The sequence below is a fragment of the Bradyrhizobium oropedii genome (assembly GCF_020889685.1).
Lineage (GTDB): Bacteria > Pseudomonadota > Alphaproteobacteria > Rhizobiales > Xanthobacteraceae > Bradyrhizobium > Bradyrhizobium oropedii.
On sequence record NZ_JACMYO010000109.1, the window covers coordinates 1 to 19,709 of the forward strand.

General features: G+C 65.5%; 15 protein-coding genes and 2 pseudogenes. 11 read left to right on the forward strand and 6 right to left on the reverse strand.

All coding sequences use genetic code 11. The annotated features are described in order from the left end of the window. Together H8A95_RS26755 and H8A95_RS26760 are read right to left on the reverse strand one after the other, a co-directional pair. Positions 1-563: CinA family protein (locus tag H8A95_RS26755; protein ID WP_229185925.1), on the reverse strand; the 563-nt coding region annotated here is incomplete at its 3' end. A gap of 1 nt (position 564) precedes the next feature. After that, positions 565-1,761, reverse strand: a complete 1,197-nt coding sequence (locus H8A95_RS26760) for a bifunctional 2-C-methyl-D-erythritol 4-phosphate cytidylyltransferase/2-C-methyl-D-erythritol 2,4-cyclodiphosphate synthase (RefSeq protein WP_229185926.1) — start codon at positions 1,759-1,761, stop codon at positions 565-567. 285 nt (positions 1,762-2,046) lie between these two features. On the opposite strand from H8A95_RS26760, the gene dusB reads away from it, so the two are divergent. The 9 genes and pseudogenes from dusB to mgtE all read left to right on the forward strand — a co-directional run. Further along, entirely contained in the window at positions 2,047-3,048 is a 1,002-nt protein-coding gene (dusB, locus tag H8A95_RS26765; RefSeq protein ID WP_229185944.1) for a tRNA dihydrouridine synthase DusB, read from the forward strand. Next, the gene (locus tag H8A95_RS26770) at positions 3,045-4,220 is read left to right on the forward strand and encodes a two-component system sensor histidine kinase NtrB (RefSeq protein ID WP_074127150.1); all 1,176 of its coding nucleotides are present in this window, start codon (positions 3,045-3,047) and stop codon (positions 4,218-4,220) included. Before dusB ends, H8A95_RS26770 begins: the two co-directional genes overlap by 4 nt. 9 nt (positions 4,221-4,229) lie before the next feature. Continuing rightward, entirely contained in the window at positions 4,230-5,672 is a 1,443-nt protein-coding gene (ntrC, locus tag H8A95_RS26775; RefSeq protein ID WP_229185927.1) for a nitrogen regulation protein NR(I), read from the forward strand. A gap of 185 nt (positions 5,673-5,857) precedes the next feature. Continuing rightward, positions 5,858-8,314: a sensor histidine kinase NtrY-like gene (locus H8A95_RS26780; protein WP_229185928.1), complete on the forward strand. Its 2,457-nt coding sequence runs from the start codon at positions 5,858-5,860 to the stop codon at positions 8,312-8,314. Between the two features lie 17 nt (positions 8,315-8,331). Further along, positions 8,332-9,702, forward strand: coding sequence for a nitrogen assimilation response regulator NtrX (gene ntrX / locus H8A95_RS26785; protein WP_163151501.1), 1,371 nt, complete (start codon positions 8,332-8,334; stop codon positions 9,700-9,702). A gap of 362 nt (positions 9,703-10,064) precedes the next feature. Next, positions 10,065-10,313, forward strand: coding sequence for an RNA chaperone Hfq (gene hfq, locus H8A95_RS26790; protein WP_006020546.1), 249 nt, complete (start codon positions 10,065-10,067; stop codon positions 10,311-10,313). Positions 10,314-10,324: 11 nt separating this feature from the next. Beyond that, entirely contained in the window at positions 10,325-11,719 is a 1,395-nt protein-coding gene (hflX, locus tag H8A95_RS26795) for a GTPase HflX (protein ID WP_229185929.1), read from the forward strand. Positions 11,720-11,763: 44 nt separating this feature from the next. Next, positions 11,764-12,939, forward strand: a complete 1,176-nt coding sequence (locus H8A95_RS26800) for an FAD-dependent oxidoreductase (protein ID WP_229185930.1) — start codon at positions 11,764-11,766, stop codon at positions 12,937-12,939. Between the two features lie 236 nt (positions 12,940-13,175). Further along, positions 13,176-14,468, forward strand: a pseudogene (gene mgtE, locus H8A95_RS26805) (magnesium transporter); the annotation flags it as partial. A 508-nt stretch (positions 14,469-14,976) separates the two neighbouring features. On the opposite strand, the pseudogene mazG reads toward mgtE, so the two are convergent. Then, positions 14,977-15,836 (reverse strand): annotated as a pseudogene (mazG, locus tag H8A95_RS26810) (nucleoside triphosphate pyrophosphohydrolase). A 129-nt stretch (positions 15,837-15,965) separates the two neighbouring features. Between mazG and queC the strand changes: the two are divergent. After that, positions 15,966-16,685, forward strand: coding sequence for a 7-cyano-7-deazaguanine synthase QueC (gene queC / locus H8A95_RS26815; protein WP_229185931.1), 720 nt, complete (start codon positions 15,966-15,968; stop codon positions 16,683-16,685). Between the two features lie 476 nt (positions 16,686-17,161). Here queC and H8A95_RS26820 read toward each other — a convergent pair whose 3' ends face one another. Genes H8A95_RS26820 through nthA form a run of 3 tightly spaced genes read right to left on the reverse strand, consistent with a single transcriptional unit; the run spans position 17,162 to position 18,824 of the window. Continuing rightward, complete coding sequence (locus H8A95_RS26820; protein ID WP_229185932.1) at positions 17,162-17,539, reverse strand: nitrile hydratase accessory protein; 378 nt, start codon at positions 17,537-17,539, stop codon at positions 17,162-17,164. Further along, positions 17,539-18,198 carry a nitrile hydratase subunit beta gene (gene nthB, locus H8A95_RS26825; protein WP_229185933.1) on the reverse strand — a complete coding sequence of 220 codons (660 nt, stop codon included), beginning with the start codon at positions 18,196-18,198 and terminating at the stop codon, positions 17,539-17,541. Before nthB ends, H8A95_RS26820 begins: the two co-directional genes overlap by 1 nt. Beyond that, positions 18,195-18,824 carry a nitrile hydratase subunit alpha gene (gene nthA, locus H8A95_RS26830; protein WP_229185934.1) on the reverse strand — a complete coding sequence of 210 codons (630 nt, stop codon included), beginning with the start codon at positions 18,822-18,824 and terminating at the stop codon, positions 18,195-18,197. Before nthA ends, nthB begins: the two co-directional genes overlap by 4 nt. Positions 18,825-18,853: 29 nt before the next feature. Here nthA and H8A95_RS26835 point away from each other — a divergent pair, with 29 nt between their 5' ends. Continuing rightward, positions 18,854-19,705: an enoyl-CoA hydratase/isomerase family protein gene (locus H8A95_RS26835; protein WP_233287229.1), complete on the forward strand. Its 852-nt coding sequence runs from the start codon at positions 18,854-18,856 to the stop codon at positions 19,703-19,705. The last annotated feature ends 4 nt before the right edge of the window (positions 19,706-19,709 follow it).

The window sequence follows — 19,709 nt, forward strand, 5'->3', positions numbered from 1 at the left end:
CTTCGCGGCGAACGGGCCACCCGTGGCCGCAACCGGCTGGCGGCCTCGCGGCGGGGCTTTGCGGCCTGCGGCGGGCGCGCAAGCTCCATCAGCATGCGCAACGCTTCGACCACAGAGCGCTGCCGTACCGTGCTGCGGCCGATCGCGCCAAATCGCTGCTCACGGTGAAGGATGCGGCCGTCGCGCGCGGCGACGGCGAAATGCACCAGGCCGACCGGCTTGCCCGGCGTCGCGCCGCCGGGGCCCGCGATCCCGGTGATCGAGACCGCAAGGTCGACGCCGGCCTTCTCCAGCGCGCCGATCGCCATCGCGGTCGCGGTTTCCTTGCTCACAGCGCCGAACGTCTCAAGCGTTGCGGCCTTGACGCCAAGCATCACCCGCTTGGCCTCGTTCGAATAGGTGACGAAGCCGCGATCGATCACGTCGGAAGAGCCGGGGATGTCGGTGAGCGCGCCCGCAACCAGGCCGCCGGTGCAGGACTCGGCGGTCGCGATGGTCAGCTTGCGCATCCGGCACAGGTCGAGCAGCGAGCGGGACAGGGCACGAGCGTCGCTGCCGCCCATGTCAGGCACTCCAGCTCTTGTCGTCCCAGGGAAGGCGGATCGTGGCACTCGCGGTCGCTGCGATGCCTTCCTCGCGGCCGGTGAAGCCGAGCCGCTCGCTGGTGGTCGCCTTGACCGCCACGCGCGAGATGTGGACGCCGGAGATCTCCGCGATCTTCGCCCGCATGGTGTCGCGCAGCGGGCCGATCTTCGGCCGCTCGCAAATCATCGTCACTTCGAGATTGGCGATCCGTCCCCCACGCGCGGTGACGCGCTCGACGGCGTATTTCAGGAACTGGTCGGAGGAGGCGCCCTTCCACTTGGCGTCGCTCGGCGGGAAATGCGAGCCGATGTCACCGTCGGCCAGCGCGCCGAGGATGGCGTCGACCAGCGCATGCAGCCCGACATCGCCGTCGGAATGGGCCAGGAATCCCTTGGTATGCGGCACGCGCACGCCGCAGAGCATCACGTGGTCGCCGTCGCCAAAGGCATGCACGTCGTAGCCGGTTCCGGTCCTGATGTCGCCGAGCTGGCTTGCGAGCCGCGCTTCCTCGCGCACGAAGTCTTCGGGTGTGGTCAATTTCATGTTGGCAGGATCACCTTCAAACGTCGCAACCGTCAATCCCGCCCATTCTGCAAGCGCGGCATCGTCGGTGAAATCGCTGCGGCCCTCGCGCGCGGCGCGACGATGCGCTTCCAATATTACATCGAAACGAAATGCCTGCGGCGTCTGCGCGATCCGCAAGCGCGCGCGCTCCGGCGTCGCCTCGACGTCGCCGGCATCGCCGGTGAGCTTGATCGTGTCGGTAACGGGAATCACGGGGATCGCAGCGCCGGTCCGTCCGGCTGCAGCGATCGCACGCGAGATCACGGCTGCGGTGACGAAGGGGCGCGCGGCATCGTGGATCAGCACGATGTCGGGCTTCTCGCCGGCGAGCGCCTCGAGCCCGGCATGGACCGAGGCCTGCCGGGTCGCACCGCCCGGCGTCGGCGGCTGATGGCGCAGGCCGGTCACGGCCTCGCGGAACAGCGCAGCGTCGTCGGGATTGACCACCGGCTGCACCGCAGACACATCCGGATGTCCGGAAAGCGCCTCCATGGCGCGGTAGATCACCGTCTGCCCGCCGATCGTCCGGTATTGCTTCGGCCCACCGGTGCCGGCGCGCAGTCCACGGCCGGCTGCGACAAGGATAGCTGCGGTACGCTCAGGCTTCGGCATTTTGAACCAGTGACAGACGAATCGGGGATGAGGGGGACGGCGAGGACCGCCGCGCACAGCCCTTAGCATGACCGCTGCGCAAAAACAGAGCGTTTGCGATGACTGTGGGAAAAGCAGATTTTGTTGCAGTGCACTTGCGTCGGTGGTAGGAATGTCTAAACCGTAGGCATGAGCCTTGACTGCACAAGAATTGTGCGCAGAATGGACCACGTCAGCTGCAATGGCGTTGCTGACAAGAACGACGAGACGGCTGTGACCGGCGTGCAAAGTACTCCCCGTAACCCGTTGAAGATAGGCGATATTGCTGTCGCCAACCGGGTTCTTCTCGCGCCCATGTCCGGGATCACCGATGCGCCCTTCCGGCGACTCGCGGCCACCTTGGGGGCCGGTCTGGTGGTCTCCGAGATGACCGCCAGCGATGACCTGGTAAATGGTAAGCCAATGTCGAAGCTGCGTTGTGAGGCAGCCGGAATCGGGCCGCATGTGGTCCAGCTCGCCGGCTGTGAGACCCACTGGATGGCGGAGGGCGCACGGATCGCCGAGGGCGCCGGCGCCGACATCATCGACATCAACATGGGCTGCCCGGCGCGCCACGTGACCGGTGGCCAGTCCGGCTCGGCCCTGATGCGCGACCTGGACCATGCGGTCGCGCTGATCGATGCGACCATCGCCGCGGTCAAGGTGCCGGTGACGCTGAAGATGCGGCTCGGCTGGGACGACCGCTCGCTCAATTCGCCCGAACTGGCGCGCCGCGCCGAGGCGTCAGGCGTGCAGATGATCACCGTGCATGGCCGCACCCGCTGCCAGTTCTACAAGGGCGAGGCGAACTGGAACGCGGTACGCCCGGTCAAGGATGCCGTCACGATCCCGGTCGTGGTCAATGGCGACATCACCTCGTTCGACAAGGCTGTCGGCGCGCTGGAGATGTCGGGCGCCGATGCCGTCATGATCGGTCGCGGCGCGCAGGGGCAGCCCTGGCTGCCGGGCCAGATCGGCCGTCGCCTCGAGACCGGGATCGCGGAGACCGCGCCGTCGCTCGCCGAGCAGCTCAAGCATGTTCGCGCGCTCTATGACGAGGTCTGCAGCCATTATGGCTTGCGCATCGGGCTCAAGCATGCGCGCAAGCATCTCGGCTGGGCGCTGGAGACGGCTGCGGCCTATAGCTGCGCGCCGACTGCAACATTGAAGACCTGGCGGCAGGCGATCCTGACCTCGGAGGAGCCGTCCAGTGTGCATCGCGCGCTTGAGGATGCCTACGATGATTTTGCCTGGAGTGCTGCCGCATGACGTCAGCCATGGAATTTCGCCGGCCCGTGCCCACTGACGGCGAGGCCATCCTCAACGCGCTGCCCAATCCGGTGCTGCTGGTCGCACCCGACGGGCGGATCGTCGATGCCAACATCGCCGCCGAATCCTTCTTCGAGATATCGACCCAGTTCCTTCGTCGGCAGTCGCTGAAGGAGCTGGTGCCGTTCGGCAGCCCGCTGCTCGCGCTGATCGAGCAGGTGCGGGCGAGCGGCTCGCCGGTCAACGAATACAAGGTCGATCTCGGCACGCCGCGGATCGGCGGCGATCGCCAGGTCGACCTGCACGTCGCGCCGCTGACCGAGCGGCCCGGCCACATCGTGGTGATGCTGCAGGAACGCACCATCGCCGACAAGATGGACCGCCAGCTTACCCATCGCAGCGCCGCGCGCTCGGTGATCGCGCTGGCCGCGATGCTCGCCCACGAGATCAAGAACCCGCTGTCGGGCATCCGCGGCGCCGCGCAACTGCTGGAGCAGCAGGCATCCTCCGAGGATCGTCTGCTGACGCGGCTGATCTGCGACGAGGCGGACCGCATCGTGACGCTGGTCGACCGCATGGAGGTGTTCGGCGACGACCGCCCGGTGGCGCGCGGCCCGGTCAACATCCACTCCGTGCTCGACCATGTGAAGCGCCTGGCGCAGTCCGGCTTTGCCCGGAACGTCCGTTTCATCGAGGACTACGATCCGTCGCTGCCGCCGGTGCTGGCCAACCAGGACCAGCTGATCCAGGTTTTCCTCAACCTCGTGAAGAACGCCGCCGAAGCGGTCGCCGATCTCGGCACCGATGCCGAGATCCACCTCACTACGGCATTCCGGCCCGGCGTGCGGTTGTCGGTGCCGGGCAAGAAATCGCGGGTCTCGCTGCCGCTGGAATTCTGCGTCAAGGACAATGGCTCAGGCGTGCCGGAAGACCTGCTGCCGAACCTGTTCGATCCCTTCGTCACCACCAAGCAGACCGGCAGCGGGCTCGGCCTCGCGCTGGTCGCCAAGATCGTCGGCGATCACGGCGGCATCATCGAATGCGAGTCGCAGCCGCGCAAAACCACCTTCCGCGTGCTGATGCCGATGTACAGCGCCGCCAAGCAACTCGACCATAGCAACCGCGATGATGTTCCGGGTACGTCATCGCCTGCCTCTCAGGATGCACGATGAGGAACACCAATGCCTGCAGGTAGCATACTTGTCGCTGACGACGACACCGCCATCCGGACCGTCCTGAACCAGGCGCTATCGCGCGCCGGCTATGAGGTGCGCCTGACCGGCAACGCCGCCACGCTGTGGCGCTGGGTCAGCCAGGGCGAGGGCGATCTCGTCATCACCGACGTGGTGATGCCCGACGAGAACGCGTTCGATCTGCTGCCGCGGATCAAGAAGATGCGGCCGAACCTGCCGGTCATCGTGATGAGCGCGCAGAACACCTTCATGACCGCGATCCGCGCCTCCGAGCGCGGCGCCTACGAATACCTGCCGAAGCCGTTCGACCTGAAGGAGCTGATCACCATCGTCGGCCGCGCGCTGGCCGAGCCGAAGGAGCGGGTCTCCAGTCCTGCCGACGACGGCGAGTTCGACTCGATCCCGCTGGTCGGCCGTTCGCCGGCGATGCAAGAAATCTACCGCGTGCTGGCGCGGCTGATGCAGACCGATCTCACCGTGATGATCTCGGGTGAGTCAGGCACCGGCAAGGAGCTGGTCGCCCGCGCGCTGCACGATTACGGTCGGCGCCGCAACGGCCCGTTCGTCGCGGTGAACATGGCGGCGATCCCGCGCGATCTCATTGAATCCGAGCTGTTCGGCCATGAGCGCGGCGCGTTCACCGGCGCCAACACCCGCGCCTCTGGCCGCTTCGAGCAGGCCGAGGGGGGCACGCTGTTCCTCGACGAGATCGGCGACATGCCGATGGAGGCGCAGACCCGGCTGCTGCGCGTGCTGCAACAGGGCGAATACACCACCGTCGGCGGCCGCACCCCGATCAAGACCGACGTGCGGATCGTCGCGGCCTCCAACAAGGACCTGCGCATCCTGATCCAGCAGGGCCTGTTCCGCGAAGACCTGTTCTTCCGCCTCAATGTGGTTCCGCTGCGGCTGCCGCCGCTGCGCGAGCGCATCGAGGATCTGCCCGACCTGATCCGGCACTTCTTCTCGCTCGCCGAGAAGGACGGCTTGCCGCCCAAGAAGCTCGACGCCCAGGCGCTGGAACGGCTCAAGCAGCACCGCTGGCCGGGCAACGTCCGCGAGCTGGAAAACCTCGCCCGACGGCTCGCCGCGCTGTATCCGCAGGACGTCATCACCGCCTCGGTCATCGACGGTGAGCTGGCGCCGCCGGCAGTCACTTCGGGCAGCACCGCGAGCGTCGGCGTCGACAATCTGGGCGGCGCGGTCGAGGCCTATCTGTCCTCGCACTTCTCCGGCTTCCCGAACGGCGTGCCGCCGCCGGGCCTCTACCACCGCATCCTCAAGGAGATCGAGATCCCCTTGCTGACCGCCGCGCTGGCGGCGACCCGCGGCAACCAGATCCGGGCCGCCGACCTGCTCGGATTGAACCGCAATACGCTCCGCAAGAAGATCCGCGACCTCGATATCCAGGTCTACCGGAGCGGCGGGTAGGGCTGACGGGGCAGAGCGCGGGCCCCGCCACCGCCTACCGTTATTGAGTAGTCACAAATGGTTTTTGAGGACACGGCGCCGCACTTTGGTTTGCGCCGCGGAAATGTCGCAATTCGGCAACATTGTGATATGATTGCATCAGTTCGCAATTCCCGCGGGCGATCGCACTCAGCTCAATTGCCGGTATGACCAGCGCAGAGACCACCGCTTCAACGTTACACGCGCCACCGGCCGAGCCCACTGCGGAGGCGCGGGCCTTTGCGCTGCGCCGCTGGCTGGCGCCGTTCGCCGTGGCCATCGCGCTGCTGTCCGGCTTCCTGACCTTCGTGGTCCTGACCGGCCTGACCCCGATCGAGCCGACCTCCGAGGTGGTCCGCTCCTTCCTGATGATCAATGCTGCCACGATCCTGCTGCTGGTCGGCATCATCGTCCGGGAAGTCTGGCAGATGGTGCAGGCGAGGCGGCGCGGCCGGGCGGCGGCGCGGCTGCATGTGCAGATCGTCGGCCTGTTCTCGGTGATCGCGGTCTTGCCCGCCGTGCTGGTGTCGATCGTCGCCAACGTCACTATCGAGCGCGGCCTCGACCGGCTGTTCTCGGGTCCGACCAAGCAGGTGATCCAGAACTCGCTGACCATCGCCAGTGCCTACATGCAGGAGCACGCCCAGCTCATCAACGGCGACACGCTGGCGATGGCCAACGATCTCGCCCATGCGCGGCCGCTCTATGACCAGGATCGCATGACGTTCCTGCAGCTGATGACGGCCGGGGCCGAGTCGCGCAACCTGCCGGTCGCGGTGCTGATGGACAAGGACGGCAAGATCGTCGCCAGCGCCGAAACCGGCGTTCGCCTGAACTATGAGGCGCCGCCACCTGACATTCTGAAGGACATCAACGAAACCGAGCCGAAGATCTCGGTCTTCCCGGAAAACTACGTCGCCTCTGTGGTCCGGCTGCGAGCCTATGACGACATGTTCCTGTACGTGGCGCGGCTGCTCGATCCGGCCGTCGTCGCGCAGCTCAAGCAGACCCAGACCAGCGCCGCCGAATATGCGCAGCTCGAGACTCGCAGGCTCGGCATCCAGGTCGCGTTCGCGCTGATGTTTGCGGTGATCGCGCTGACCATCCTGATGGCCTCGGTGCTGATCGGCCTCAACTTCGCCAACGGGCTGGTGTCGCCGATCCGCCAGTTGATGGGTGCGGCGAGCGAGGTCTCGACCGGCAATCTCAACGTCCAGGTGCCGGTCCACAAATCGGCCAGCGACCTCGCGCTGCTCGGCGAAATCTTCAACAAGATGACGCAGGAGCTGCGCACCCAGCGCAACGAGCTGGTCGACGCCAGCGAGACCATCGACAGCCGCCGCCGCTTCATCGAGGCGGTGCTGTCGTCGGCCTCTGCCGGCATCATCGGCGTCGATGCCTCCGGCAGCGTCGGCATTCTCAACCGCTCGGCGGAAAAGCTGATCGGGCACGCCGAGTCGGAAACGCTCGGCCATCCGCTTTCGGACGTGCTGCCCGAGCTCGACGAGATGATGAAGACCGCGCGTGAGGGAACGCAGCGGCTGGTGCAGGGGCAGGTGACAATCCTGCGCGACGGCAATGAGCGCAATCTGTCGGTTCGCGTCTCCGCTGAGCAGACCAGCCAGTCGCGCGACAGCTACATCATCACGCTCGACGACATCACCGAACTGGTCTCGGCCCAGCGCACCTCGGCCTGGGGCGACGTCGCCCGCCGCATCGCCCACGAGATCAAGAATCCGCTGACCCCCATACAGCTCTCCGCCGAGAGGATCCGCCGCAAGTTCGGCAAGATCATCACCGAAGAGAAGGACAAGTCGATCTTCGAGCAGTGCACCGACACCATCGTGCGCCAGGTCGACGACATCAGGCGCATGGTCGACGAGTTCTCGCGCTTCGCGCGGATGCCCAAGCCCGTGATGGAGGGCGAGGACGTCGCCGACGTGGTGCGACAGGCGGTGTTCCTGATGAAGGTCGCCCACCCCGATCTCGACATCGAGGCCGACATCAAGCAGTCGCCGCTGCCGGCGCAGTTCGACCGCCGGCTGATCTCGCAGGCGCTGACCAACATCATCAAGAACGCCACCGAGGCAATCGAGCAGGTGCCGCGCGAGGAGCTCGGCAGGGGCCGCATCGACGTCGTGGCGCAGCGCGAGAACGACGACATCCTGATCGACGTCGTCGACAACGGCATCGGCCTGCCCAAAGTCGCCCGTGCGCGCCTGCTCGAGCCCTACGTCACGACGCGGGCAAAGGGCACCGGTCTTGGACTTGCGATCGTCGGCCGTGTTCTGGAGGACCATGGCGGCCGCATCGAGCTCAAGGATGCGTCCGATTTCCGCGAGGGCCAGCGCGGAGCCTGGATGCGGCTGCGCTTTTCGGTCACGGGCCAGGCGGCCAAGCCGGAGAACAAGGAACAAAAGCCGGACGTGAAATCATCCGACCCCGACAGTGAAAAAAATCCGCCGCAAGAGCCGACCAACGGCCCGGCACAGGCGACCAACAATGAACCAAAAATCCAAGAACCGATCCAAGAACCCAACAAGCAAGAACCAAATAACCAAGAGCCAAATGCGCAAGAGCCAAGAAGCCAACAGCCAAGAATCAAAGCCGCGACGGGCGACTGACAACGCAGGTGTAACCCATGGCAAGTGACATTCTGATTGTCGACGACGAAGCTGACATTCGTGACCTCGTTGCGGGTATCCTGGACGATGAGGGGTTTTCCACGCGCACCGCGCGCGACAGCGATTCGGCGCTGGCCGAGATCGCCAACCGCCGCCCGAACCTGGTCTTCCTCGACATCTGGCTTCAGGGCTCCAAGCTCGACGGCCTGCAGCTGCTCGAGCAGATCAAGAAGGACAATGCCGATCTGCCGGTCGTGATGATCTCCGGCCACGGCAACATCGAAACCGCGGTCGCGGCGATCAAGCGCGGTGCCTATGACTTCATCGAGAAGCCGTTCAAGTCAGATCGGCTGATCCTGGTCGCGACGCGGGCGCTGGAGACGTCGCGGCTCCGCCGCGAGGTGAAGGAGCTGAAGCAACTGGCGCCCGCAGCCAGCGTGCTGACCGGCCGCTCGGCCTGCATGAACCAGCTGCGCCAGACCATCGACCGCGCCGCCAAGGCCAACAGCCGCATCCTGATCGTCGGGCCGTCCGGCGCCGGCAAGGAGCTCGCCGCGCGGACGCTGCATCATGCTTCCGGGCGCGCCGAGGGGCCGTTCGTGGTGATCAATGCGGCCGCGATCACGCCGGAGCGCATGGAGATCGAGCTGTTCGGCATCGAGGGATCGAACGGCGAGCAGCAGCGCAAGGCCGGCGCGCTCGAGGAAGCGCATGGCGGCACGCTGTTCATCGACGAGATCGCGGACATGCCGCGCGAGACCCAGAACAAGATCCTGCGCGTGCTGGTCGATCAGACCTTCCAGCGTCAGGGCGGCACCAGCAAGGTCCATGTCGACGTCCGCATCATCTCCTCGACCGCGCGCAATCTAGAGGAGGAGATCGCCGGCGGGCGGTTCCGCGAGGACCTCTATCATCGCCTCTCGGTGGTACCGATCCGGGTGCCGCCGCTATCGGAGCGGCGCGAGGACATCCCCGAGCTGATCGACTATTTCATGGACCAGATCTCGGCCGCCACCGGCCTGCCGAAGCGGCAGATCGGGCAAGACGCGATGGCCGTGCTGCAGTCGCATGTCTGGCCCGGCAACGTCCGCCAGCTCCGCAACAACGTCGAGCGCGTGATGATCCTGGCCGGCGGCGGGCCGGAGGCGATCATCACCGCCGACATGCTGCCGCAGGACGTCGGCTCGATGGTGCCGGCGATGCCGACCTCCAACAATGGCGAGCACATCATGGGCCTGCCGTTGCGCGAGGCCCGCGAGGTGTTCGAGCGCGACTACCTGATCGCCCAGATCAGCCGCTTCTCCGGCAATATCTCGCGCACCGCAGAGTTCGTCGGCATGGAGCGCTCGGCACTGCACCGCAAGCTGAAGGCGCTCGGGGTCGGCTGACCCGGCGCGCCACGGCCGGCCCCGACATCGGCGCTCGGAGCGAGGCCCCGGCGATCACCCGCCGGGGGAAGCAAGGGCAGGGCGTGTCGGCCGGCGAGCCGAAGGCGGGGGCGGCACAACCGGGGATTTATCCACTCTCCACGAGAATATTCGTCTCTTTCCCCGCCCTTTCTTAGAATCGCCACCGTGTTCCTACCGACTGCACCGCGAACCGGCTTGCCTTAAAACCGCGCGTAGCCTCTAATCCTACCGCTACGCCTGCCAGAGGGGGATCTCAGGGCAGGTGGGCAGCCGGAGGAGGCTCCGTGAGAGAGCCGCAACCGGTTCAATAAAAAGAAGCACAAGCTTGCGGGACAAAAACAATGGCGGCAGACCGCGCACAAAATCTACAAGACACCTTCCTTAATCACGTTCGTAAAACCAAAACGCCACTGACGATATTTCTGGTCAACGGAGTAAAGCTGCAGGGCATTGTCACATGGTTCGACAATTTCTGCTTGCTGCTGCGGCGCGACGGTCACTCGCAGCTGGTCTACAAGCACGCGATCTCGACCATCATGCCGGGGGCTCCGATTCAGCTGTTCGAGGGTGGTGAGGACGCACCGGCTTGAGAGTGAAGTGATTGGAACCCTTCAACCGTGAAGGGGGCGCCGACCGGACCAAGTCTAGGCCCGGGTCGGCTGGGGACGGCAGCAGCGGGCGGGTGATCGTCATCGGCCCGTACCTGCGCACGCGCCGGGGCGACGGCGATGCGCAAACGGATTCCTCTGTCCGCGACTATGAAGCGCGAATCGAGGAGGCCGCCGGCCTTGCCGGTGCGATCGACCTCACCGTGGTCGAATCCGTCATCGCGCCGATCAATCAGATCCGGCCTGCCACCTATCTCGGCAAGGGCAAGGTCGAGGAGATCAACGGCCTCGTCGCCGGCAACATGGTCGAGCTCGTGGTGATGGATTGCGCGCTGTCGCCGATCCAGCAGCGCAACCTTGAGAAGGCCTGGAGCACCAAGGTGCTCGACCGCACCGGCCTGATCCTGGAAATCTTCGGCCGCCGCGCCAAGACCAAGGAGGGCGCGCTGCAGGTCGAGCTCGCCCATCTGAATTATCAGCGCAGCCGCCTGGTGCGCTCCTGGACCCATCTCGAGCGCCAGCGCGGCGGCTTCGGCTTCATGGGCGGACCTGGCGAAACCCAGATCGAAGCCGACCGCCGCCTGATCAGCGAACGCATCACCAAGCTCGAAGGCGAATTGAAGAAGGTGCAGGCGACGCGACGGCTGCATCGCGCCGGCCGCCAGCGCGTGCCGTACCGCGTGGTGGCGCTGGTCGGCTACACCAACGCCGGCAAATCGACTCTGTTCAATCGCCTGACGCGTGCCGACGTGCAGGCCGCCGACATGCTGTTTGCGACGCTCGACCCGACTCTGCGTGCACTCAACCTGCCGCATGGCGGCAAGGCGATGCTGTCGGACACGGTCGGCTTCATCTCCAATCTGCCGACCCAGCTGGTGGCCGCGTTCCGTGCCACGCTGGAGGAGGTGCTGGAAGCCGACATCATCCTGCATGTCCGCGACATCTCCCATGAGGATGCGGAGGCGCAGGAGCGCGACGTCGAGGCGGTGCTGCACCAGCTCGGCATCGATCCCGACGCCGACGGCGGCCAGCGCATCATCGAGGTCTGGAACAAGATCGACCGCTTCGATCCGGAGGAGCGGGACAATCTGCGCAACATCGCCGCGCGCCGGCCGCCGGAGCGGCCGTGCTTCCTGGTCTCGGCCGTCACAGGCGAGGGGATCAATGAGCTCTTGACCGCGATCGAGGATCGCCTCGCGGCCAAGCGCATCACGCTCAATCTTTCGATCGATGCCTCCGACGGCGCCGGCATCAGCTGGCTGCATCGCAATGCCGAGGTCCTGAACAAGGAGCTCAATGGCGAACGCTTCGACATGACGGTGCGGGTCGACGAGACCAAGCGCGACATCGTCATGTCACGATTCGATGCTTTGCCGCACGGGACGTAGCGTCCCGGAAATCCGCGGCGGCAAGGGCGATCGAAGGGGGATCGATGTTCAACCGTCGAACATTTCTCGGGGGCGGCCTGGCGAGCGCTGCGGTCGCAGGGATTTCAACGCGTGGCGTTGCCGACAACGCTGCTTTCGTCGACGCGCCCGCGCTCCGGCCGGTTCTCGCGCGTCCGGACCGCATGTTTCGTGTCACGGTATGCCTGCGTCCGTTCCGCGCCGCCGGTCCACGCATCGAAGCGGAATGGATCGACAGCAAATATGTCGTCCACAATTACGGACACGGCGGTAGCGGCTGGTCGCTGTCCTGGGGCGCCGCGCAGGCGGCCGTGCCGCTCGCCCTGCAATTGAGCGCGCGCAACATTGCCGTCCTTGGCGCCGGCGCGATCGGTCTGACGACTGCGATCACAGCCCAGAGGATGGGCGCGACCGTTACGATCTACGCCAAGGAGCGCTTTCCGCAGGTGCGCTCGGCGCGTGCCACCGGGGACTGGTCGCCGGATTCGCGTATCGCGATGGAAGCAGACGTCGCGCCGGACTTTGCCGGCCGCTGGGAGCGGATGGCGCGCACGACCTTTGCCACCCATCAAAGCTATCTCGGCCTTGCCGGCAATCCGATCGAATGGACCGATCGCTATTTGCTCTCCGACGACGCGCCCGACGCCGACGGCCGTCCGCGCAGGCGCCAGCATGCTTCGGGCGACGGCCAGAAGAACTTCCTCGAATTGCGCGGCCGGATCAGGTCGCTCACGCCGCGATGGGATTTGCTGGCCGCCGGATCAAATCCGTTTCCCGCACCATACGCGTGGAAAAGCGCCTCGCTCACCTACAACGTCACGGATCTCTACCGTCAGCTCGAAGCGGAGTTTCAGCGCGCCGGCGGGCTGTTCGTGCCAATCGAGTTACAGACGCCGTCCGATCTTTCGAAGATCCGCGAAACCGTCATTGTCAACTGCACCGGCTACGGCGCCCGTGCGCTGTTTCGTGACGAGAGCATCGTTCCGGTGCGCGGCCAGATCGCCTGGCTCATTCCTCAGCCGGACGTCAATTACGGCGTCTTCTACCGCAACCTCAGCGTGCTCGGCCGGCGCGACGGCATCGTCGTCCAGCCGGTCGGCGAAAACGACTATTTCGGCTTCAACGACGACAACGAGACGCCGGATCTCGCCGCCGCGCGCCAGGCGGTGGACGACGCCGCGAAACTGTTCAGCCGGGCCTGATCGGCTCTCCGGGCACGGCACCGCGCGATCTCCCGAAATGTGACGGCGCCGTGACGCGGCTTCACTCGGGCACGCCTGCGGCGTGCCGGTGCGCTTTCTGTTTGAAATCTGCGCCGCCTTGGTTCATTGCGCTGCTGGACGCAAAGCCGAGGCCGATCGATGCAGGACACCAGCAACACCATCCCCCACGACACGCTCGCCGGCCAGAACGGTGATCTTGCCCATGCCCGGGCGCCGAGATCGTCGATGCGCTCAATGCCCGGGAGCCGGCCGATGCCGCGCAGCTGCTGCGGTCCTTGCCCGCCGAGAAGGCGATCGAGGTGCTCGACCTGCCCGGGCTCGACAACACCTGCGAGATCCTGGCCGAGCTGCCGAAGGACACCGCGGTGTCGCTGCTGTCGGGCGTCTCCGACGACCGTGCCGCCGACATCTTCAAGGAGCTGGTCGAGCCGCTGCGCACGACGCTGCTGAACGGCCTCAACCCGGATACCCGGAACGTCATCTCGGGGCTCCTGGCCTATCCCGAACGCAGCGCCGGCAGCATCATGACGACGGAGTTCGTCAGCGTGCCCTCGAGCTGGACCATCGCCGAGGTCCTGCATCACATCCGGATGGTCGAGCGCACCCGCGAGACCGTCTACTCGATCTTCGTGATCGATCCGGTCAAGAAGACCCTGATCCAGGCCGTGCCGCTGCGCCGGCTGATCTCGGCCGATCCGCATGCCAATGTGCTGACCGCGGCACCGGCGCGAAAGCCGCTGATGATTGCGCCCGAAGCCGATCGCATGGAGGCGGCGCGACTGATCTCGCGCTACGATCTGCTCGCGGTCGCCGTCGTCGACGGCCCCGGCCATATCCTTGGCATCGTCACGGTCGACGACGTCATCGACGCCATCGTCGAGGAATCGACCGAGGACGCCCAGAAGTTCGGCGGCATGGAAGCGATCGACGAACCTTACTTGCGGATCGGTTTCGGCGAAATGATCAAGAAGCGCGCCGGCTGGCTGTGCGCGCTGTTCCTGTCGGAAATGCTGACCGCCACCGCAATGCAGTCGTACCAGAGCGAGCTCGAGAAGGCGATCGTGCTGACGCTGTTCATCCCATTGATCATGAGCTCCGGCGGCAATTCCGGCTCGCAGGCAACCTCGCTGCTGATCCGTTCGCTGGCGCTGCACGAGGTGCGGCTGCGCGACTGGTGGCGCGTCGCCATCCGCGAACTGCCGACAGGCATCGTGCTCGGTTCTATCCTGGGCGTGATCGGCATTGTCAGGATCACGCTCTGGCAGACGCTGGGCCTGTTCGATTACGGCCCGCATTGGGTGCTGGTGGCCGCCACCGTCGGCGCCGCGCTGGTCGGCATCGTCACCTTCGGATCGCTGTGCGGCTCGATGCTGCCGTTCATCCTCAAGCGCATCGGATTCGATCCGGCGAGTGCGTCTGCCCCCTTCGTCGCGACGCTGGTCGACGTCACCGGCCTCGTGATCTATTTCGGCGTTGCCGCGGTCATTCTGCGCGGAACGCTGTTGTGAGGTGAGGGCAGGGCAAAGGTCGTGACGGCGTATATTCGGGCTCAGATTGTCAGATGGGTCAGTGACGATTTCCCGGGGATCGTCGAGTGCCGATTCTTCGACCGGTTCGGCAAAGAATGGGCGATAGTCGAGAAGCTGCCAATTCTTACGGACGCCGATCTGCGATCTGATAGCCAACTCCCGCAGCCCGCTCTTATTGCGTGCGAGGTCATGTCAAGACGGCAGGATGGAGTTGGACGCGAAATCGCTGACATATCCATTCTGACTCCTTGGGCCATAGAAGCTACGAATGGAGCGACGAGCTTCCAAATTTACGCGGAGCAATTACAAACCAGCAGAACACAGCCTTAGAACAGACCGCATCCACACACTCAATGTCGTCCCTGCGAAAGCAGGGACCCATAACCACCGGCCCTCATTGTTGAGCGCAGCAGCAGTTCTGCACTTTGCTCGCCTCGATGAATCTCTGGCGATGCCGTGGGACTGATACCGTCATCCAACTGTTAGATCACGCGGTATGGGTCCCTGCTTTCGCAGGGACGATGGTGGTGGTTGTGGCCGCGGTCTTCGCCTCGTTCCACAACGCGTCCATCTCTTCGAGCGACGCGCCGTCGAGCGAGCGGCCCTTCGCGGCCAGCGCCTTCTCGATATAGGCAAAGCGTCGCTCGAACTTGGCGTTGGTCGAGCGCAGCGCCGTTTCCGGATCGGCGTCAACGTGGCGGGCGAGGTTAACCAGCGCGAACATCAGGTCGCCGGTCTCTTCCGCGATCTCCTGCTTGTCGTTGCGGTCGAGCGCGGCCTCGATCTCGTCGGCTTCCTCGCGGATCTTGGCGAGCACCGCGCGCGGATCGTTCCAGTCGAAGCCGACGGTCGATGCCTTGCGCTGCAACTCCATTGCCCGCGTCAGGGCAGGGAGCCGGCCTTCACGCTCGCCAGCAGCGAAGTATGCGCAGTGTCCTCCGGCGGCCGCCGCGCGGCGCGTTCGGCTTTCTCCTCCGCCTTGATGCGTTCCCACGCGCTCTTGACGCCGGCGGGCTGGATATTGCCGTCCTTGTCGGCAAAGACGTGCGGGTGACGGCGGATCATCTTCTTCGTGATCGCCTCGACTACGTCGCCGAACGCGAAGGCGTTCTGCTCCTCCGCCATCCTTGCGTGGTAGACCACCTGCAGCAGCAGGTCGCCGAGCTCCTCGCGCAGATCGTCGAGATCGCCGCGCGTGATCGCGTCGGCGACCTCATAGGCCTCCTCGATCGTGTAAGGCGCGATGGTCTCGAAATTCTGCACGAGATCCCACGGGCAGCCGGTCACCGGCGTGCGCAGCGCAGCCATGATCTCGATCAGGCGGGAAATATCGCGGGAAGGGGTCATGGGACACCGGATGGTCAGGGGTATGGGCCTTATGCCAAATCAGCCCTGCCGATCCCAGCAAAACGCGACGAAATCGCGGCGCTGTCCACCGATTGGCCATGGGCACCATCAGATGCTAAATCGCGTTCCATGACCGATCAGATCAATTCCGACACGGCGCTGGTGCTGTTTTCCGGCGGCCAGGATTCCACCACCTGCCTGGCCTGGGCCCTGTCGCGCTTTGCGCGTGTCGAGATGCTCGGCTTCTCCTACGGCCAACGCCATGCCGTCGAACTCGACTGCCGCGACCGGTTGCTGGCCGGGATCAAGCAAATCCGGCCCGATTGGGCGGCGAAACTCGGCGACAGCCATACGCTCGCGATCCCGACGCTGTCGGATATCTCGGACACCGCGCTGACCCGCGACGTCGCGATTGAAATGGGCGCGGACGGGTTGCCCAACACCTTCGTGCCTGGCCGCAACCTCGTGTTCCTCACCTTTGCCGCGGCGCTGGCCTACCGGCGCGGCATCCGTCACATCATCGGCGGCATGTGCGAGACCGACTATTCGGGCTACCCGGATTGCCGCGACGAGACCATCAAGGCGTTGCAGTCCGCGCTCAACCTCGGCATGGCGAGGAACTTCGAACTGCACACGCCGCTAATGTGGCTCGACAAGGCCGCGACCTGGCGGCTCGCGCACGAGCTCGGCGGGGCAGGGCTGGTCGATCTGATCCGCGAGCATTCGCACACCTGCTATCTCGGCGAACGCGGCGCACAGCACGATTGGGGCTATGGCTGCGGCGAATGCCCGGCGTGCAGCCTGCGGGCCAAGGGCTGGCGCGAGTATGTCGCGCAGGGCGATCTCTGAGTTGCCCGACGGCGGAAGCCGATCGCGTCCAGCGCCGCGTTGCAGGGGCGCTCTGCCAAAATATCGAAAACAACCCCATGCAAAGTAGCCGTCGGCTGTCGGCGTTCGACACGGCAAACTTGACACGTCGGGCAAATCAGTCGTATTTTTCCATTATTCCGAAATCGCGCAACTGTGTCCCCAACTACAGCTGTCATCGCCCGGCTTGCCGCCTCCGCTGAAGCTCCGGCACGCCCAAGACCGCAGGCCCCGTCGAAGCCTTGGCGTAGACGGGACCGGGCGATCCAGTACGCCGCGGCCTCTCGGCTCAAACGCTGCTGCCTCTGGAATACTGGATCACCGCTTTCGCGGGTGATGACAGCAAGGTCCCGTCATCGCGAGGAGCGAAGCGACGAAAGCGATCCATCGTCCCACATATGCTGAGCGATGGATTGCTTCGCTTCGCTCGCAATGACGGTGAAAGAAGGAGGCCGCCGCTACCTAAAATCCCCCGGCACCAGCTCGATCGGCTGGCCGTGTGGGGTGCGGTCGGCGGCATGATCCCAGGCATCGCGGTAGCGGTGCAGCGTCTCATGTGTCGTGACGCCCTTGGCGGCGACGAGGTGTTCGAGCGTCGCCAGCCAATGCTGGTAATAGGTCTCGCCGGTGTCGGGATCGCCGGCGGCCTGCGCGCGCTTGATCTGGTCGGCGAGGGCGGCCGCCCATTCGGTCCAGGTGAACACGCCGCGGTCATGCAGCGTCAGCGCGATTGCGAACGCCTGCGCCTCCCACGGCGCGTGGAACACCGGGCCGTCCTGATCGCGGGGAATGCTGGAGACGGCGCTGGTCGCGCGCGCGGCGGCGCCGGAATCCATCAGACGGCCTCCAGATACGGCTCGAACGCGTCGATCGACACCTTGATGGTCGGATCGGAGTCCGGTCCCCACAGCTCGCGCCCGTCGAACGCGACGGTGTACAGCCATTGCGGATGCTCGCCGGCGTCGTTCGCTGCCGTATCGGGAAACACGTGACAGCCATGATCGCGCTCGATCACCCCGACATGACCGCGCACATAGCGCGGCAGCCGCGTGTGGGTGGCGGGATGGATGTTCTTCGCCCGCACCCGATCGCCCGCCTTGAATTTCGCCGGCCCCGGCGCGGGGCGGCCGAACTTGCCGCGCACCATGATGCGCTCGACATCGGCCATGGAGAACTTGCCGTGCTTGAGCGATTTCGCCGGCGCGACGGAATGTCCGGATGCGACGTCGTCCTTGGAGATATAGCCCTTGTCGAGCAGGAGCGCTTCCAGCCCGAGCAGCCATTTCCTGTAGTAGGAGCTCGACAGATAGACCTGCGGGGGCAGGGTCTCGCGATAGAAGCGCGACGCATCGATGTTGAAGGCGCCGGCGGCGCCCATCGCGCGGACCATGGCGAGCACGCGCGACTCCCATTCCTCATGGAACATCGGCTCGTTCGGCTCGGGCTCGACCTTGCCGAACCCGTCCATGCCGCCCATGTCGTGGACGCCGTTCACGACGGGGCTCCCGGTGTTTTCGGAAATCCGGTGCCGATCATGGAATCGCGCGTCACGAGCTCGGCGAGCTGGTCTTCGCTCCAGCCTTCGGTGCCTGCGGGCCGCATCGGCAAGACCAGGAAGCGCGTTTCGGCTGTGCTGTCCCACACCCGAATTTCCGTCTCCTTCGGCAGGCTGACGCCGAAATCGGCGAGCACACCGCGCGGATCCTTGACCGCGCGCGAGCGATACGGCGAGGCCTTGTACCAGACCGGCGGCAGGCCGAGCATCTCCCAGGGGTAACAGGAGCACAAAGTGCAGACGACCATGTTGTGACGGCCGGGCGTGTTCTCGATCGCGACCAGATGGTCGCCGACCCGGCTGACATGGCCGAGGGTGCCGACCGCCTTGGTGGCATCCTCGAGCAGCGCCTGCTTGAAGGCGGGATCGGTCCAGGCCTTAGCGACGACCCGGGCGCCGTTATGCGGGCCGATCTTTGTCTCATAGGCCTGCACGATGGCGTCGAGCGCGGCAGCCTCGACATAGCCTTTCTCGGTCAGGATCGATTCCAGCGCGCGGACGCGCAGTTCGGTCTCCGACAGTTCGGAATGGTCGTGATCGTGGTGGTGGTGATCATGTTCGCTCATGCCCAGAGAATAGGCGAAACTGCCGTGCTATGTCGAGGCAAGCAGTACACAACAATGCGAGCAGGGAGGTATGCGTGGCTGGTGATGTGACGATCGAGAAAGGCCTCGGACCGGAGGGCCGCATCGCGGTGGTGCGATTCGACCGTGGCGATGGCATCAACGCGCTGTCGCCGGAGGCGCTGCGGCAGCTGACGGACGCGGCGCGCAGCTTCGAGGACGATGGCGACACCTCGGTCGTCGTGCTGACCGGCGGCACCAAATCGTTCAGCGCGGGCTTCGACCTTAGGGATGCCGAAGGGCGTTCGCGCCAGACCATGGATATGGGAACGCTGCGCCGCCACCTGAAGCTCGGGCCGCGCCTGACGCGCGCCTGGCAGGAGATGGAGCAGGTCACGATCGGCGCGATCGAGGGTTTTTGCGTCGGCGGCGGCGTGGCGCTCGCGGTCGCACTGGATTTCCGCGTCATGGCGCGCGACGCGCATATGCGGGTGCCGGAGATCGCGCTCGGCATGAACATGAGCTGGCAGAGCGTGCCGCGCATGCTGCATCTGATGGGGCCGGCGCGCACCAAGCAGGCCGTGATCCTGGCCGACGACCGGATCTCGGCCGAGGAGGCCTACGAATGGGGCTTGGTGGAGCAGGTAACCGATCCCGGCAAGTCGTTTGACGCTGCGATTGCGCTGGCGGCCAAGGTCGCCGCCCAGCCGCCGATTTCGGTGGCGATGACCAAGCTGACCGTCAACCGGCTGGCGCATGCGCTCGACGATCTCGCCAGCCACATGGATCTCGACCAGTTCGCGCTGGCGAGCCTGACCGACGATCACAAGGAGGGCGTCGCGGCCTTCCTCGGACGGCGGAAGCCACGCTTCAGGGGGCGCTGACGGG

Excerpts from the sequence above, each read along its gene's own strand:
- H8A95_RS26760 (WP_229185926.1), bottom strand. The coding sequence starts at position 1,761 with ATGCCGAAGCCTGAGCGTACCGCAGCTATCCTTGTCGCAGCCGGCCGT.
- H8A95_RS26770 (WP_074127150.1), top strand. The coding sequence starts at position 3,045 with ATGACGTCAGCCATGGAATTTCGCCGGCCCGTGCCCACTGACGGCGAG.
- ntrC (WP_229185927.1), top strand. The coding sequence starts at position 4,230 with ATGCCTGCAGGTAGCATACTTGTCGCTGACGACGACACCGCCATCCGG.
- H8A95_RS26780 (WP_229185928.1), top strand. The coding sequence starts at position 5,858 with ATGACCAGCGCAGAGACCACCGCTTCAACGTTACACGCGCCACCGGCC.
- ntrX (WP_163151501.1), top strand. The coding sequence starts at position 8,332 with ATGGCAAGTGACATTCTGATTGTCGACGACGAAGCTGACATTCGTGAC.
- hfq (WP_006020546.1), top strand. The coding sequence starts at position 10,065 with ATGGCGGCAGACCGCGCACAAAATCTACAAGACACCTTCCTTAATCAC.
- H8A95_RS26800 (WP_229185930.1), top strand. The coding sequence starts at position 11,764 with ATGTTCAACCGTCGAACATTTCTCGGGGGCGGCCTGGCGAGCGCTGCG.
- queC (WP_229185931.1), top strand. The coding sequence starts at position 15,966 with ATGACCGATCAGATCAATTCCGACACGGCGCTGGTGCTGTTTTCCGGC.
- H8A95_RS26820 (WP_229185932.1), bottom strand. The coding sequence starts at position 17,539 with ATGGATTCCGGCGCCGCCGCGCGCGCGACCAGCGCCGTCTCCAGCATT.
- nthA (WP_229185934.1), bottom strand. The coding sequence starts at position 18,824 with ATGAGCGAACATGATCACCACCACCACGATCACGACCATTCCGAACTG.
- H8A95_RS26835 (WP_233287229.1), top strand. The coding sequence starts at position 18,854 with ATGTCGAGGCAAGCAGTACACAACAATGCGAGCAGGGAGGTATGCGTG.